The 16,785-nt window shown below is 47.4% G+C and carries 13 protein-coding genes; 9 read left to right on the plus strand and 4 right to left on the minus strand.

The genetic code is table 11. The features are described from left to right. Positions 1-34: 34 nt before the first annotated feature. From BOW57_RS05225 to BOW57_RS05240, 4 genes are all read right to left on the minus strand, one after another. On the minus strand, positions 35-1,108 hold the full coding sequence (locus BOW57_RS05225; RefSeq protein WP_129022520.1) for a mechanosensitive ion channel family protein: 1,074 nt from the start codon (positions 1,106-1,108) through the stop codon (positions 35-37). Positions 1,109-1,217: 109 nt separating this feature from the next. Next, a complete protein-coding gene (locus BOW57_RS05230; RefSeq protein WP_129053275.1) occupies positions 1,218-2,267 on the minus strand; it encodes a succinylglutamate desuccinylase/aspartoacylase family protein in 1,050 nt (349 codons plus the stop codon). A 370-nt stretch (positions 2,268-2,637) separates the two neighbouring features. Beyond that, positions 2,638-3,000, minus strand: coding sequence for a hypothetical protein (locus BOW57_RS05235; RefSeq protein WP_129022518.1), 363 nt, complete (start codon positions 2,998-3,000; stop codon positions 2,638-2,640). A gap of 211 nt (positions 3,001-3,211) precedes the next feature. Continuing rightward, complete coding sequence (locus tag BOW57_RS05240; RefSeq protein WP_129022517.1) at positions 3,212-3,601, minus strand: hypothetical protein; 390 nt, start codon at positions 3,599-3,601, stop codon at positions 3,212-3,214. Positions 3,602-3,868: 267 nt separating this feature from the next. On the opposite strand from BOW57_RS05240, the gene BOW57_RS05245 reads away from it, so the two are divergent. The 9 genes from BOW57_RS05245 (at position 3,869) to BOW57_RS05280 (ending at position 16,526) form a co-directional block, all read left to right on the plus strand. After that, positions 3,869-5,290, plus strand: a complete 1,422-nt coding sequence (locus tag BOW57_RS05245) for a DUF6602 domain-containing protein (RefSeq protein ID WP_129022516.1) — start codon at positions 3,869-3,871, stop codon at positions 5,288-5,290. Between the two features lie 83 nt (positions 5,291-5,373). Next, positions 5,374-5,832: a GNAT family N-acetyltransferase gene (locus tag BOW57_RS05250; protein ID WP_129022515.1), complete on the plus strand. Its 459-nt coding sequence runs from the start codon at positions 5,374-5,376 to the stop codon at positions 5,830-5,832. Positions 5,833-6,092: 260 nt separating this feature from the next. After that, a complete protein-coding gene (locus BOW57_RS21030; protein ID WP_371413511.1) occupies positions 6,093-6,416 on the plus strand; it encodes a DUF6660 family protein in 324 nt (107 codons plus the stop codon). Between the two features lie 173 nt (positions 6,417-6,589). Further along, entirely contained in the window at positions 6,590-10,906 is a 4,317-nt protein-coding gene (locus BOW57_RS05255) for a CusA/CzcA family heavy metal efflux RND transporter (RefSeq protein WP_129053276.1), read from the plus strand. A 65-nt stretch (positions 10,907-10,971) separates the two neighbouring features. Then, positions 10,972-12,261, plus strand: a complete 1,290-nt coding sequence (locus BOW57_RS05260; RefSeq protein WP_129053277.1) for an efflux RND transporter periplasmic adaptor subunit — start codon at positions 10,972-10,974, stop codon at positions 12,259-12,261. A 279-nt stretch (positions 12,262-12,540) separates the two neighbouring features. Beyond that, on the plus strand, positions 12,541-12,957 hold the full coding sequence (locus BOW57_RS05265; protein WP_084607884.1) for a Fur family transcriptional regulator: 417 nt from the start codon (positions 12,541-12,543) through the stop codon (positions 12,955-12,957). Between the two features lie 54 nt (positions 12,958-13,011). Further along, positions 13,012-13,893, plus strand: a complete 882-nt coding sequence (locus BOW57_RS05270; protein ID WP_129053278.1) for a bestrophin family protein — start codon at positions 13,012-13,014, stop codon at positions 13,891-13,893. A gap of 32 nt (positions 13,894-13,925) precedes the next feature. Continuing rightward, entirely contained in the window at positions 13,926-14,381 is a 456-nt protein-coding gene (locus BOW57_RS05275; protein WP_129022511.1) for an MgtC/SapB family protein, read from the plus strand. A gap of 81 nt (positions 14,382-14,462) precedes the next feature. Then, positions 14,463-16,526 (plus strand): heavy metal translocating P-type ATPase, encoded by a 2,064-nt coding sequence (locus BOW57_RS05280; protein ID WP_129053279.1) that lies wholly within the window; start codon positions 14,463-14,465, stop codon positions 16,524-16,526. The last annotated feature ends 259 nt before the right edge of the window (positions 16,527-16,785 follow it).

A 16,785-nucleotide genomic window follows, 5' to 3' on the forward strand; every position in this document is an offset into this window, starting at 1 on the left:
TTCAGCGAAAGAATATCGCCTAGTATGTTGTTATTTAGTTCCTTGCAACTGAGAATACCGGAAGGCTTTCAATCTGTATGGTCTGCGTTGGATATGCAAGCTCAATTCCTTTTTCTGTAAAGGCACTGAAAATTTCAAGATAGACGGCCTGCTGGGCGTCCATATAGAAATTGTAATCCGGGTCATCGACGTAGTAGACGAATTCAAAGTTAAGGCTGAAATCCCCAAAACCTGAAAAATGCCCCCTGTCATAGCTCAGTTTATCTTTCGAGGCTATTATTTCTCCAACAATACCGGGAATGTCCCTAAGCTGCATGTCAGTGGTCTGGTAGGTGACACGGATTGCGAAAACAATCCTTCTTCTTTCCATCCGTTTGAAGTTGCGCAGCCTGGAGTTGGTCAGGTCTGTATTGGAACAGACAAGCTGTTCTCCGTTCAGGGTTCTGATTCGGGTGGTCTTAATCCCGATATATTCGATAACGCCGCTGTCTGTGCCCACCGTTACAAAATCTCCGATTTCAAATGGACGGTCAAAGAAGATGACAAAATAGCTGAAGAGATCTCCAAGCACGGTCTGTGCCGCAAGCGCGATAGCGATACCTCCGACACCCAGACCCGCTACAATGGTTGTCACATTGTAGCCCATATTATCAATCAGAAATACGGCGCCTAATAGCCAGATGATGATATTGACTATGGCGATAAGCCCGCCTGCCTGCTTTTCTTTGCTTTCGCTGTCCTGGTCGCGTTTGATAAAGGACAGCACGAATTTTTTGAAAGCGGCAATTATTATTTTGATTACAAAAAAAGTGATGGCAATCATATATGCCGTATGAAGAATTTTTTTTGCCCTTAGGCCCAAGGCCAAAGTCTGCAGGGCAAAATAAACGGTGCTTATGTACAGCAGGGGAAGAATGTTCTTCTCAATGACTTCCATTGCGAATTCATCCCAGGATGTGGCGGTTGCAGCTGCCCATTTTTTGAGCCGCTTGAAAATGTACACTTTGAATATTTTTATAATCGCGAAAAGGACAATTATAATTATCAGTGCTGTGAGCCATTTAGATATTGTGTTTCCCCAAAGCGGGGTGGTTAAAATCTCATTCATGATCTTTGATTTAATTGTGTTAAAGAAATGGATAGAGGTATGCAGTGCGCAGCGTAGTTATCTGTCTTGGCAGAAACTGCTCCAAATCGAAATCCAGCAGATATTTCTGCTATTGGATCCTGTATCCGATGCAGATTACAGTTTCGTCAGCATTTACAGCATCTGCATCTGTTTTATAAAGTACGGTGCCCGACTCGGGCGCTCTGAGAGTTTTTTTCCTGTTGCCGAAAATATCGGTCAGATAGCCTATCTTCTGGCTTTCTTTGATTTTATCCCCTGGCTTAATGGAGCTGCAGAATATGCCCTGAAATGGAACCTTTATACAGGCCTTTCTGTTATACCTGGATTTCTTTGCGCGGGAAGGCTTTGTTGTGCCATTGTTGTAGATTTCCAATTCTGCCATAATCCTGTAAAGCGTTTCTTCAGCCGGTGGCTGGCTGGAGGATCCCTGTTTTTCATATCCGCCTAATGTCATGCTCAATGACGGAATTCCCAGCCTGACCGCCTGCTTCACGGCACATTTTGAAGGCTCTCCTGATGAGAGCGGGTACGGATGGCTCAGGATGGTGCCGAGTCCGCTTGCTTCGCTCAGGCGGTACGCCAGCATTGTCTGCTGCATGAATTCCGCATTGTCGTAGTAGCACATAAAAGCTATCGGTTCACTGCCGCAATAGCAGCCGTTCAGCTCCAGAAATACATCAGTGGCGTCAAAGACACCAGTCGAAATAAAATCGGCGATCAATTCTGCCGCGGTTCTCTTGGCGCTGCCCGGAAAAGCATCGGAAAGATGGGACATTCGGATGTTGTGGGATTGGGAGCTGCGGCCGCTGTAGCGCTGCACATCAGCGTCGGGAATTATAATGAGGTTTCCCTTGAGCTTTTCAGGCATTATCTCACGGCGAAGCTGCAGCAGGGAAGCGGCGGCGGAAAATCCGCCTTCGCGGATTCCGGCGGCTAGGGTAAGGGTTGGACCTTTTTCACGCCCCCTGATTAGGGTCACGGGAAGATCAGCCCAGACCGAATCCGAGGATTTCAAACAGATGACCGTATCGGTTATGGAAGCATCCTGTTTTTCGAGGTATCTCTTAAGCGAGTTTTTTTGTGACTGGGCGCTATGGACTGCCAAAAGTGATATAAAAGAAAGAATTAAATTTTTCATTGCATTAAATGATCGATGGTTATTCCGGCTGAATACAGAATAGCCATACTGATTTGCAGACCGTCGGCGGGTCTGGTTTTAATTGGTTTAAACAGGTTTTCAGCTGTATTGGAAAGCGCAGCGGGAGTGCGGGCTGCCATAGTTTTACAGGGCATATCAGACTCTTGAAGCCGAATGCTAAAAAACGGGCTTTTCTCGTAAGCCGGCACTTTTTATATATGATCTTGCAGCTGGATAGGTCGCTGTTTTACAGGCTGGAAATCGCAGGTTGCAGCAGAGAACATAAAAAACGGCCTTCTTTTACGATGTGATGAGCGTACTATCGATAGTTAAGCCAGCGAATCGGTAAATTTGAAACTGAATTTTGAGTCTAAAAGAAATGGAGTCTGTAGAGGGAGTTTTTTGAAGCGTCTGCAAATGCAGTGTTCAGCTTAAAATAGGCGGTGCTTTTGCTATGAGGAAGCGATAGCGCTTCATCAGTAAATTTTTCTGATAGCGATTTTAATAGCGCAGGGGTTTTATGCTTTTCTTTTTTGTCCTGGGAAGAAGCGCTTATGCGGATTTTCTTTTTGCTATGGGGCGCATCTACGGCGCACTGGTGGGCTTTCCTGCCTGAAATATTCTGCATCTCGGCGCAATCGGCAAGCACGGAAGAGACGCTGTGGATTTCAACGCCGTAAAGCATTCGCATGGCAAGGAGCGCCATTATCAATATGCCTTTAAAATGCTTCATGCTTGAGGGGAAATGCTGATTTTAATTGTTTGTTCCGGCCAAATATAACGCATTTTAAAGAAAATCAGCCGGCATAAAAACAAATATAGCAAAGATTTAACTTCGTCCATTTGTGCAGTAATGCCTATCCAATATTTAAATGCAGTGTCCGCAGCAGAGTGCAAAAATAATGCTGCGGACCGATAAAGGAAAATGCTTTTTCGTCCTTTTTCTATTCTATGGCTAAAATGGCGCGCTCTTCGGGTTTGCTTGACCACTGCACCTGCCAGACACGGCCGTCAAGCTGGTCCAGCAGAATGAAATTGTATATATTGGTGGTGGGGCTGAGGACAAATCTGCTGTTTTTTTCCTGATCGGGTGCGGCGAGCGCCTTGAGCGAAAGGGGAGACTCGAACCTGTTTTTTCCAGTGTCCCACTGGACCTGCCACATCTGTCCGTTTCGGGTGTTGAGTTTGATATAGGTCCACATATTGTTTGTGCTGTAAAGCCTGTATGCAGCGTCGATGCAGGGAAATGCATTGGTGCCGGAAGAAGGCTGGTTCTGGGCGGATGCGCTTATAGCCATTGCGAAGAACAGAAGAGAAAATAAAGTTGTTTTCATAATTTTCAGATTAGTTAATCAGCGGTAAATTAATGTTTTATAAAAAAAAAACAAATAACGTGCCGAAATTTGAGTGATCTCCAAATGCAAGAGGCTCAGGTGCGCTTTACGGTCTGAGCCGATAATTAGCGGCAGTATCTGGCGTAGGGCGAGAAATGCTAAGAAAAAAAATGGTAAATTCGCCTTGCACTGCAGCATTTCCTAGTGTATAAACTTGAAGAAAAACTGTAATGCCCAGTTTTAAATATTAACCTAAAAAACATCAGATTGCCGACAAAAGATTATTTAAAGTTTTTATTGGAAGGGAAACATCTTATTGTAAATAAGAACGACCATTATAACGCTGCCATGCTTGGGCAGATTTCGGAAATAGAGGAAAATGCAGTAAAATTTTTGTGGCACTCAATAGCTCCGGACGCCATGGCAAAAGGAACGGTCAGATATACAATAGAGGAGTTTGAGCAGCAGGTCGATCCGTTTTTAATTGTTGACAGGCGCCGTTCATTCGATTCGGGTCCATATCTTGATCTGCAGAAGAAGATCAGAAAAAATTGGCATATATTTATCAATACGCTGCATTTCTCTGACCAGTACCGATTAAAGACCGCTGAGTGCATCAATGTATTGGTTAAAGAACTTGGGGTTTCCGTGTCGGATGCAGAGGGAATAATTAAATCGCATATCGCACTCAATTCATTAAGATATGTCAAATTGAAGAGGGATGAGTTTATTGCTTTGAGTCCCGACAGGATCGAACTAGAAAACAAGAAAAGATATCTTTCCTCCATCTCAAATGAAATAAAGAGCCAGAGCGAGAGGATCAATTATGTAATAAGCCACGGACAGACTGTTGGAAATTATAGAGAGCAGCTTTTTATTTCCGTACTTCGAAAATATGTGCCAAAAAAGTTTCATGTGGCTACAGGATTCATCGAGGGCAGCAGCAAGCAGATCGATATCATAATTTACGACCAGCATAATTATATTCCGGTTTTTAGAGAGGATGATCTGGTCGTGGTCAAAAAGGAGGCCGTGATTGCCGTAATCGAAATTAAGACGACCCTTGATTCCGGTACACTGGCAGATTCGCTGGAGGGAATAGATAAAATATTCGACTCAGGTATGAGCTCCGTACCTTTCTTTAAAGGCATATTTGCATTTAACACTGATTTGACAAATAAATCGGCGGCTGTAACTATAGGCAATTTCTACAAAAAAAATGAAATCGCTGCAATCCATCATCATCTGGATGTGGTGTGCGTTCCCAATGCAGTTTGCGCGTATATTGATTACAGCGGGATTGATGCAGAGCAGTGTTCTTCTCCAGTATTATATACAGTTGAAGATTCAAAAGGATTCAGCGTTGGGGAATCTTTTTTCCTCCAAAGGCTTTTTGCCTTTCTTGAAGTTGAGAATTCGGCAAAAAAAATCAACGGATTATACTTTAGCGAACTTCGCGAGACCGCGGAGTCATCTCCATACGGAAGGCTGACGGAGGAGAATTGGCTGCCGTACAAGACTTTTTTTACAGAAGACAGGAGCACCGCTCATCTGGATCTCGATGACAGTGAGATAATGGAGATCCAAATCAAAAACGTTAAAGAGCGCATCAGAGATGTCAGGAAATGGATGGACGGAGCCGTTGACAGGGAGTATTTGATTGAAAAATATAATAACATTGCTTACTAGCTTTGCAGGCGTATTGTGGGAACTACTGCACTGAAAAGGCAGTTTAATCTCATAAGAAGTTTATTTTAAATCAATTAAGCAGTATGAGTTTAAAGTTTAGAAGAGCAGAAGCGCACGATCTGCCCGAAATCATCAGGCTCCTTTCTGATGATGCCCTTGGGCAGCACAGGGAGGATTTCCAGCTTCCTTTACCTCAGGCCTACATAAAGGCGTTTCAGAAAATTGATGCTGATCCCTCGCAGGAACTTATCGCCGTCACTAATGGGGCTGGAGATCTGGTCGGAACCATGCAGCTGAGCTATATCCAGTATCTTACCTATCAGGGCGGAGTAAGGGCGCAGATAGAGGCGGTCAGGATAAGGAGGGAAGACCGAGGAAAGGGATTCGGAAGGCTTATGTTCGAGTGGGCCATAAAGCGTTCAAAGCAGAAAGGGGCACATGTGGTCCAGCTGACCACAGACAAGAAAAGGCCAGAGGCTTTGAGGTTTTACGAGAGCTTGGGCTTTATGCCGACCCATGAGGGAATGAAGCTTCATATATAAATATTGCATTGCCGGTATGAAGGCAATTATGTCTTCATTAAGCGGAAGAAAAGAAGAAAAGCAATTTTTTTTTACCTAATCTGTCGATAATTCAGAATGTCTACAAAATTGGGTTGTTACTTTGTGTAACATAAAATTATGAAGGAATTAATCCTTGCCTGAAATCCGGATATGCGGCAGCGGGTAAGTTTTTAGTTTGCTTACAATGTAGCGGGTCACTTTGCAATCGGATTGCATAAACTATTTTATACATTTGTCCCATGAGATGGAAAACAACAATATTATTACTTTACATTCTAGGGCTGCTTGCAGTTCCATGCAGTGATGTATACAATAGCTGTATTTCCTCTAAAACTGCGCAGAAAGAGCTGTCGCATAATCACAGCAGTGATAATGACGACCACTGTTCGCCATTCTGCCAGTGTTCGTGCTGCAGTGTTTCGGTAATAAAGTTCAGCTTTAAAATGCCGGACCTTAATCTTCCCCAGCAGCCTATCAGTTCAAGGAATACTGTCCTAAAAGACTGCCAGGTAAATTCAAGCTATACCGGCAGCATCTGGCAGCCGCCTAAATTTTCCGTTTAGATTTTTTCGTAGTGCGCATACAGCGCAAAGTGATTTCCGGCAGGCATCTAATGTCCTGCAGGGACTGACAGTGCTTTACCGTAACCATTCGGAATGCCCGTGCGCACTTCATACTTTCCCCATACATCGATGGGTGAACAGTCTATTTTCTAAACGTTAAAATTAAATGCATAGTGTTAGATAGTATAATTAAATTCAGTATTAAAAACAAAATCATTATTGGCTTAATGACTTTGGTCCTCATATTATGGGGCTCATGGAGCGCAACCAAACTGCCCATAGATGCCGTTCCTGACATCACGAACAATCAGGTTCAGATTTTCACAAGCTGTCCTACCCTTGCAGGCCAGGAGGTGGAGCAGCTGGTGACATTTCCAATTGAGCAGAGCATTGCCACTGTTCCAAAAATCCAGGAAATCAGAAGCATATCAAGATTCGGGCTCTCGGTAATTACCGTTGTGTTCGATGATGAAACGGATATTTACTTTGCCAGACAGCTTATCAGCGAAAGATTAAAGGAGGCAACCGACAGAATCCCCCAAGGGATAGGAACTCCGGAAATGGCTCCCGTGAGCACGGGTCTGGGCGAGGTTTACCAGTATATAATCCATCCTAAAAAAGGAAGCAAGAATAAGTATAATGCCAAAGACCTGCGCACGATGCAGGACTGGATTGTGGCAAGACAGCTCTACGGAACACCCGGCATTGCAGAGGTAAACAGTTTCGGCGGCGAGCTGAAGCAGTACGAGGTTGCCGTTAACCCGGAAAGGCTCCGCGCCATGGGGGTAAGCATCCCGGACATCTTTACGGCACTTCAGAAAAACAACCAGAATACCGGGGGAGCATATATCGATAAAAAACCAAATGCCTACTTTATCAGAGGCATAGGTCTTGTGACTTCTTTGGACGACGTCAAAAAGATCGTGGTTAAAAATACAGGAGCCGCTCCGATCTATGTGAGCGATGTTGCCGAAGTGAGATTCGGAAAAGCTGTGCGCTACGGAGCCCTGACCTATAATGGGGAGGTTGATGCCGTTGGGGGCGTTGTGATGATGCTGAAGGGAGAAAACAGCAACGAGGTGGTGAAACGCATCAAGGAGAAACTGCCTACGATCCAGAAATCGCTTCCTGCCGATATTGTAATCGAGCCGTATCTTGACCGTACGGATCTTGTGGGCCGTGCGATCAGCACCGTTGAGAAGAACCTTGTTGAGGGAGCCCTGATCGTAATTTTTGTATTGGTTTTATTCCTTGGAAATTTCCGAGCTGGACTGATCGTGGCATCTGCCATCCCTCTGGCCATGCTTTTTGCGCTGGGGCTTATGAATGTATTCGGGGTGAGCGCCAATCTGATGTCGCTTGGAGCAATTGATTTTGGTCTGATTGTCGACGGTGCGGTCATCGTTGTGGAAGCTACGCTGCATCATCTGGCCATGCGCAAGTCGCTGAACAGCCTGACGCAGGAGGAGATGGACGACGAAGTTTTCGAGTCGGCGTCGAAAATACGTACAAGCGCGGCCTTTGGAGAAATTATCATTTTAATTGTATATATCCCGATTCTTACCCTTGTGGGCGTTGAGGGGAAAATGTTCCGTCCGATGGCACAGACCGTAGGATTCGCAATCTTTGGAGCCCTGATATTGTCTCTGACCTACATCCCGATGATGTGCGCGCTGTTCTTGTCTAAAAAGCCGCAGCACAAGGAGACTTTCAGCGATAAGATGATGAACAGAATCCAGAATATCTACCAGCCGCTGCTTGCCAAAGTAATTGAAATTAAATATGTTATTGTTGGAGCAACTGGCGTTGTATTCCTTGCCGCTATATTCTGCTTTACAAGAATGGGAGGAGAGTTCATCCCGCAGCTGCAGGAAGGGGATTATGCATTCCACTGCATCCTGCCGCAGGGAAGTTCGCTGAACCAGAGCATCGAGACCTCAATGCAGGCTTCCAGGATCATCAAGCAGTTTGACGAAGTCAAAATGGTGGTCGGAAAAACCGGTGCTGCAGAGGTTCCCACAGACCCGATGCCTCCTGAGGCTACCGATCTGATGGTTGTCCTAAAACCTCAGAAAGAATGGAAATCGGGCAGGAATTATGCCGAACTAGCAGATGCGATAATGGAAAAGCTTGAAGTGATTCCCGGGGTTTTCTTTGAGAAGAACCAGCCGATCCAGATGCGTTTCAACGAGCTTATGACCGGTATCAGGCAGGATGTTGCCGTAAAGATATTCGGGGAGAATCTCGATACGCTTTCACAGTATGCCAAGGAGGTCGGACAGGTTATCCAGAGCGTCCCGGGAGCAACCTCGCCGCAGATTGAAAGGGTGAGCGGCCTTCCTCAGATCAATATAGAATATGACAGGACCAGAATTGCCAATTACGGTCTTACCATCGAAGATGTAAATGACGTTGTCAGCACCGCATTTGCAGGAAAAAGCACCGGACAGGTTTATGAAAACGAAAGACGTTTCGACCTTGTTGTGCGTCTTGACAGCGTGCACAGAAGCAGCATAGACGATGTCAGCAACCTTATGATTCCAACCAACACGGGAGTCCAGGTGCCTTTGTCGCAGGTTGCTAAAATCGACTATAAACTAGGGCCTGCCCAGATCAGCAGGGAAGCCGGCAAGAGAAGGATTGTGATCGGATTCAATGTCAAGGGCCGAGATGTGCAGAGCGTAGTGCAGGACATCCAGAAAAAGCTTTCTGAAAAAGTGCAGCTGCCTCCCGGGTATTACTTTACCTATGGAGGACAGTTCGAGAACCTTCAGGCGGCCAGCGCAAGGCTTATGATTGCGGTGCCGGTGTCGCTTCTATTGATTTTTGGGCTGCTTTATTTCACATTCCGTTCATTTAAGCAGGCTATGCTGATCTTTACTGCAATACCTATGAGTGCAATTGGGGGGATTTTTGCCCTAATGCTTAGAGGGATGCCGTTCAGCATCAGTGCCGGAATCGGGTTTATTGCATTGTTCGGGGTGGCGGTTCTGAATGGAATCGTGCTTATCGGAACATTCAACCAGCTTGAAAAAGAGGGTATGAGCAACATTTTTGAAAGGGTAAAAGAGGGCACCATCACTAGGCTTCGTCCCGTGCTTATGACCGCTATGGTGGCATCGCTGGGATTCCTGCCGATGGCCATCAGCAGCAGTGCCGGAGCGGAGGTTCAGAAACCGCTTGCCACCGTTGTAATCGGAGGTCTGGTAACAGCCACGTTCCTGACTCTTTTTGTGCTGCCTTTACTTTATATCATTTTTAATACAAAGTTTGACTTTAAAGGAAAATTTAAATTGAGAAACACAACCGCCATCATTGTATTGTTTATTGCGGGTCTCGGCTCTGCAAATGCGCAGCAGAGAATCCCGATTGAGAGGGCTGTCGAAACCGCACTGCAGAGCAACCAGCAGCTGGACATCAATAAATCTGAAATCCAGGCTGCCGGGCTGAATGTAAAAACGGCCGTTGATATCCCTAAAACAGGCGTTTTCGCTGAGAATGAGGATTTGAGGCCGTCGGACAGGACAGGGATTCTGAAAATCGGAATCTCACAGAGTTTTGCGTGGCCGGGCCTATATGCAGCCAGAAAAAGCTATTTCAAGAACCAGCTGCAGTACAGCCAGCTTAATACAGCGCTTTTGAACGCAACGATCAAAAGGGATGTGCGCACTGCCTATTACAAGCTCTGGTACCTTCAGGACAAACAGCTGCTGTACAAGCGTCTGGACAGCATCTATACGCAGCTTTCCAAAACTGCCGAGGTTCGCCTTAAGGCCGGTGACGTGGCGCAGCTGGACAAGATTGCGGCCGAAGCCAAACTTCTGGAACTAAAAGCTTTTTCGGACCAGAACAGAAAAGACATGACCGTGCAGCAGCAGCAGCTGATGATGCTCATGAACCTGAACGAATGGCTGCTTCCGGTGGAAGCGCCGCTGGGCAAAGCGGAAGTCAGCTTGTCTGAGGGCGGGGGACTGCATCCTCTGCTTACCCTTCAGGAGCAGAATGTGAAGATTGCCTCGTCAAATATTTCGGTAATCAGAAACAGCAACATGCCTGAGCTGTCGGGAAGAGTCTTCAGCCAGAGGCTTTATGGGCTGGATGATCCATATACGGGATTTTCGGCCACTGCATCATTTCCGCTTTTCGGAGCCGTATCTGCCCATAACAAGGTAAAGGCGGCAAAGGCGGAAAAGGAAGTGCAGGAAAAGAATCTTGCCTACCAGACCCAGCTTCTGGCTACGCAGAAGAATTCTTCGGCGGCAGAGATTGAAAAAAACCTTTCGCTGCTTAATTTCTATGAGACTTCAGGGCTTAAGCAGGCAGAGGACATCATCAAAGCTTCGACACTGAGCTACCGCTCGGGGGAGATCAGTTTTGCCGAGCTTGGTCAGTTTCTGACCCAGGCAGTGGGAATCCGCCAGAATTATCTTGATGTATTGAACCAGTATAACCTTTCTGCAGTGCAGTTTGACTATTTCAACAATAAATAAATAATATAACAGCCTGTGGGACAGGCACATTCTTCCCACAGGATAATTTTAAATATAGAGCATAGATGAAACTCAAAATCCAATTATTAATCGCGGCCGCTGCAATCTTCTCTCTTGCAGGCTGCGGACAAAAAAGCAATGAAAGCGAAACTGGAGCTAAAACCGAAAAGGCCGAGGGAGCAAAAGAAGAGGAGCACGGCGAGGAGGAAGCTGCCACAATTGCGGTGCTGACCAAGGAGCAGATGAACTCTGTAGGGGTTGAGCTGGGCACTATCGAGAACAAGAACCTGACCGCAGCCATTAAAGTCAACGGCGCGTTAAGGGTTCCCAACAATAACAAGGCCAATGCCACCTCTCTGTACGGAGGCGTGATCAAGACTCTTAAAGTGCAGCTGGGCGACCAGGTGCGCAAGGGCCAGGTGATTGCCACTATCGAGAACCCGCAGTTTGTGCAGCAGCAGGAGGAGTATATCACCATCAACAGCCGCATCACCAATGCGGAGCAGGAGCTGCAGCGCCAGAAAGACCTTCAGGCGGGCAATGCCGGAGCCTTAAAAAATCTTCAGAATGCCACTGCCGAGGTAAGTGCGCTGCGCGCCCGCAAGGCTTCGCTGGCTAAGCAGATCCAGCTTATGGGGATCAATCCGGCAGGGATCACCCCTTCGAATTTAAGAGCGGCATTAACGGTTACAAGTCCGGTTACCGGCACGGTAAGCGCGGAATTTGCGAAGATCGGAAGCTATGTTGACGTTTCATCTCCTGTTGTGGAGATAGTGGACAACCAGCTGATCCATCTTGACCTTCAGGTTTTCGAGAAGGATCTTCCCAAGGTAAAGGTGGGGCAGAGCGTAAGCTTCACCCTGACCAATAACCCGGCGGTTTCCTACACGGCTAAGGTGTTCAATATAGGGTCATCTTTTGAGAACCAGAGCAAGAGCGTTGCAGTGCACTGTACGGTTACGGGCAGCAAGACCGGGCTTATCGACGGAATGAACATCACTGCCCTTGTAGGGGTGGGCACTGCACTTACAGCAGCAGTTCCCAATGATGCCATTGCTGAGGCGGACGGTAAATTCTACATTTTCGTGAAAACGGACAAGAAACCCGAGGAGCATGAGGAGTCGGAAGCTGAGGGAGGCGCCGACGAGGGGGAAAAGCACAGTGCCGAAGAGGAGAAGAAAATCGATGCGGCAAGCATGAATTTTGAAAAAGTGGAGGTCACCAAAGGGGTTTCAGAAGTGGGCTATACGGCAGTTACGCCGGTTAAGGAAATACCTGCCGGATCGCAGATTGTGACCAAAGGAACCTTTTTTGTAAATGCCAAACTGAGCAATTCGGGAGGCCACGAACATTAAGAAATTGAAGGATTTAATGCAGGTTCCTGTTCGACAGAGTGTGTTTGCCTGTGATTAACCCGGATAATTGGAGACCCTCCCCCTTGGTCTTTAATTGATGGTCTCGAACGGGAAAACCTGCATTAATTTAAAAAATGCCGGCAGTCAGGGCCGATTATGAAGTATCTGCCTGCTGAAAAGTGGATCCGAATGCTGAATTTAAAAATAAGCTTCGTAAATTTACTGTAACTGCCCAGCCGATAGGCCTTGCTGCCGGTTTATTTTTAATGTAAAAATTATATGAAGAAAACAACGGAAGAAGCCTTTAACAGCAAGAACATACGCCTGACCACGATGCGTATCCTGATCTATGAGTACATGCAGACGCTGAGTGAGGCTCTGTCTCTGGCCGATATCGAGAAATATTTCCATAAGGCCGACAAGGTGACCATCTACAGGACTCTCCAGACTTTTCTGGAAAAGGGCCTCGTGCATAAGATCATGGATGAAAACCAGGCCAGGTACCGCTTATGCGCAGATTCATGCGAGCAGGAAGAGCATAATGACAGGCATCTGCATTTCTACTGCAGAAAATGCGGGCAGACCACCTGCAGGGAGGAGATCATTCTTCCCGAAAGCCTGACAGGCAGCCTGCGGATCGACGAGATCCAGATTCTGGCCAAAGGAATCTGCGAGAAGTGCCTCACTGCATCATAATTCAAATCAGATAATTGTGAACAAAGGATAATTGTAAAATTTTAATTTTAAGCTATGCTGTTAAACCGCAGAATATCAGTGCTGTACTTTGTGAGGGAAATAAGATCCCAGATTATTCTCATTGTCATTTTTGCCGCTGCAATCGGCATGCTGGATATGCTTCCCGTTTTCAGGAAAGTATCCCTTCCGCTCAGCATTCCGGCCCTTGTCGGAACGGCAGTCTCGCTGCTGCTGGCCTTCAGGACGGCACAGTCCTATGAGAGATGGTGGGAAGCCAGAATGGTTTGGGGTGCGATTGTAAACGATTCGCGCACCCTTGTCAGACAGGTAATGCAGTTCGCATCCAAAGAAAACAGCCAGATTGCAGACCAGTTTGCCGAAAGGCAGATCATCTGGGTGTATGCCCTTGGCGAAGCGCTGCGCCGCCAGCCCTTCAGCCCAAAGGTGGAAGACTATCTGAAGTTCCATAACATAACCGGGACGAACATTCCCAATGCGCTGCTGGACAGGCATTCGCAGAGCGTTGCCGAAATGGAGCAGAAAGGGATCATAACGGATTTCAAGACCGTGCAGCTCAATGAAACCATATCTCGCCTCTGCGATCACATGGGAAAGTGCGAACGGATCAAAAATACGGTCTTTCCAAAGTCATACAGCCTTCTGGTGCACACGCTGATCTATGTTTTTGCGGCCATACTGCCCTTCGGGCTTGAGGATTCCCAGCTGGCGGTTGAACTGCTGCTTACCATCCTGATTCCGCTGCTGTTCATTGCGATTGAATCAACTGCCATAATCATGCAGGATCCTTTTGAGAACACGCCTGTGGATACGCCGATGACTTCGCTGGCGCAGACCATTGAAATCAATCTCCTTGAGATGACCGGCGCGAAGGATGTTCCCGTAAAACCTAAGAACATCCTTTATTATGAAATGTAGCAATTGGGCTTTCTTCCAAAAATCGGAATCCAATGGATATCGGGGTTGAACTTTATATGTCAGCCAAGCTGCTGCTGGCTGCTGCCCTGGGCGGCCTGATCGGGCTTGAAAGGGAAAGGGAACAGCAGAATACGGGCGTGAGGACTTTTGCATGCATCTGCGCGGCCTCCTGCCTGTTTGTTTCCATTGCGGCCCATCTTACGGAAGATGTATCGGCTGTTGCCCGAATGCTTGCCGCCATTGCGACCGGGCTGGGATTCATAGGGGCGGGGATAATTTTCAGGGACCAGCGGAACCTGCCCAAAGGCATTACAACCGCCGCGGGCCTTTGGACCACATCAGCGGTTGGAATGGCCATAGCACTGGATATGCTTGTAATTGCCGTTTCGGCGACACTCATCATACTGCTGATTTTCAGCGTGAACCATTTTTCATGGTACAGAAGACTGGTCGATAGATTAATCAAGAGTAAAAAAAGGACTAACTAAACCAATGGACTGCCTTTTATCGGCACCGGGACACTTCAGGAAGAATGGTGCCGAATTTTTTAACCTTATAAACTATATATCATGGAACACAAACATAAATACGATAAGAACGGGAAACAGATCTGCTGCACGCAGACCGAGAAGGTGTATGTGCAGGCCGGCGCAAAGGAACTTCTGAAGGGGCACACTCCCGATGACGGCCACAACCATGCGCACAGCAGCGTCGACGGGCACAGCCATGCCCACACCGATGATGACGGCCATAACCACAGCACTGCCGAAGGCGGAGCGTTTAAGATGTTCCTTCCTTCGATAATTTCATTGGTGCTGCTGCTTCTTGCCATTTCTTTTGACAACTGGATCAAGCTGCCGTGGTTTTCGGGCACCCTGCGGTTCGTGTGGTACCTGGTGGCCTATCTGATCGTCGGATTTCCGGTTATCAGGGATGCCTTCAAAAGCATCACCAAAGGGGAGATATTTTCCGAGTTCCTTCTGATGAGCATAGCCACAGTCGGCGCCTTCATCATTAAGGAATATCCTGAAGGGGTTGCGGTAATGCTTTTTTACGCCGTAGGGGAAGTTTTCCAGACCCTTGCCGTATCAAGGGCACAGCGCAACATCAAAAGCCTTCTGGACCAGAGGCCCGATGAAGTGACCATCGTCGCAGACGGAAAGACCAAAACAATCAAAGCCGAACAGGCCCAGATTGGGGATATCATCCAGCTGAAACCAGGAGAAAAGCTTGGGCTTGACGGGGAGCTTCTAACCGACAGCGCTTCATTCAATACGGCGGCCCTTACAGGGGAAAGCAAACCGGACACCAAATCCAAAGGCGAGGCGGTCCTGGCGGGAATGATCAATCTCAACGTGGCGGCACAGGTGAAAGTCACCGCGGCCTTTACCGACAGCAAGCTCAGCAGAATACTGGAACTTGTACAGAATGCGACCTCGCAGAAGGCTCCGACAGAACTGTTCATACGCAGGTTTGCCAAGATCTATACGCCCATTGTGGTTTTTCTGGCTATCGGAATCTGCCTTCTGCCTTATTTCTTTGTGGACAATTATGATTTCAGCAGCTGGCTTTACAGGGCTCTTGTCTTTCTGGTTATTTCCTGTCCGTGCGCTCTTGTCATTTCCATACCGCTGGGCTATTTCGGCGGAATCGGTGCGGCCAGCCGCAACGGGATACTGTTCAAAGGGAGCAATTTCCTTGACGTGATGGCCTCGATCCAGAACGTGGTGATGGACAAGACCGGAACGATGACAGAAGGGGTTTTCAAAGTGCAGGAGACTGTCTTCAAGCCGGAGTTTGACAAGGATGAGATCCTGAAAATGGTCAATGCGGTGGAGAGCCAGAGCTCGCATCCTGTTGCCACGGCAATCCATGAATACGTGGGTGAGGTGGACAGCTCGATAAAACTGGAAAGCACCGAGGAAATTGCGGGCCACGGACTGAAGGCATTAATCGGCGGAAAGGAGCTGCTTGCGGGGAACTTCAAGCTTATGGACAAGTTCGGCATTTCTTATGATGTCGATCCGGCTTCGATAGTATACACGACAATTGCGGTTAGCTATGACAAAAAATATGTCGGGTATATCACGATAGCGGACAGCATCAAGGAAGACTCGCAGCTGACCATAGACCTGCTGCACAAGATGAATATCAAAGCGACAATGCTCAGCGGCGACAAGGGAAGCGTAGTGAAGTTTGTAGCCGACAAGCTGGGGATTGACAATGCCTACAGCGACCTGCTGCCGGAAGACAAGGTAAACAAAGTGAAGGAGATCAAGGCGCAGTCTGGAACGGTTGCCTTTGTCGGTGACGGAGTGAACGATGCGCCTGTGGTTGCGCTCAGCGATGCGGGCATTGCAATGGGCGGGCTGGGAAGCGATGCGACCATAGAAACCGCCGATGTCGTGATACAGGACGACAAGCCTTCAAAAATACCCATGGCCATCAATATCGGCAGGCAGACCAAGAAGATCGTATGGCAGAACATCACCCTGGCTTTCGTAGTCAAGGGCGTAGTGCTCGTTCTTGGAGCAGGCGGGCTGGCCACGATGTGGGAAGCCGTATTTGCCGATGTCGGCGTATCGCTGATTGCGATTCTGAATGCGGTGCGCATCCAGAAAATGAAATTCTAAATTGGATAATTCAAAGATTCTAAAGGCTTAAATCCAAAAGGTTTAATGCTGCTGTTTAGCTGCCGGCCAAATGATATCCGCTTCCGGATAATCATCTGGCTCAGACGGCAGGGATTCTTTGTGCCCTTATCCAATCGTAATATCCATCAGAAATGCCTGCCGCAACCACACAGGCAGAAATATCAAACGTGCAGTTTTACCGGCAGTTCATGGTAATGCAATGCCGTATCTGCAGGTATAGCGCATTGAATCGAATTTT

Source organism: Flavobacterium sp. YO64, assembly GCF_004119505.1.
In the GTDB taxonomy this organism is placed as follows: domain Bacteria; phylum Bacteroidota; class Bacteroidia; order Flavobacteriales; family Flavobacteriaceae; genus Flavobacterium; species Flavobacterium oncorhynchi.